Source organism: Shewanella sp. T24-MNA-CIBAN-0130 (assembly GCF_040310185.1).
GTDB classification, from domain to species: Bacteria; Pseudomonadota; Gammaproteobacteria; order Enterobacterales; family Shewanellaceae; genus Shewanella; species Shewanella psychromarinicola.
Genome location: NZ_JBEOPP010000268.1, coordinates 1 through 278, shown reverse-complemented (window position 1 = coordinate 278; position 278 = coordinate 1). Strand labels below are relative to the sequence as shown.

General features: G+C 50.4%; 1 protein-coding gene. It reads left to right on the top strand.

Annotation, left to right across the window (positions count from 1 at the left end; translation table 11 throughout):
• The coding region (locus AAEZ02_RS22330) for a dynamin family protein (RefSeq protein ID WP_351125210.1) at window positions 1-278 on the top strand (278 nt) is incomplete at both ends.

Genomic DNA, 278 nt, shown 5'->3' with positions numbered 1-278 from the left:
GCCATCAGGAATCCTCCAATGAGGTGAAAGTCTATGAAGTCGGCGAAGACTTCTTGCTGATCGACACCCCTGGCCTGTTCGGCTTCAAAGAACAGGAAAATGCCGAAACGCACGCCATCGAAAAGTACAAGGACATTACCAAAAAGTACGTAAGTGAATCTCACCTGGTGCTCTACGTGATGAACTCGACCAACCCCGTCAAAGAAAGCCACAAAGATGACTTGACCTGGTTGTTCCGCACTCTGGATCTGCTGCCACGCACAGTGTTCGTGCTCAGC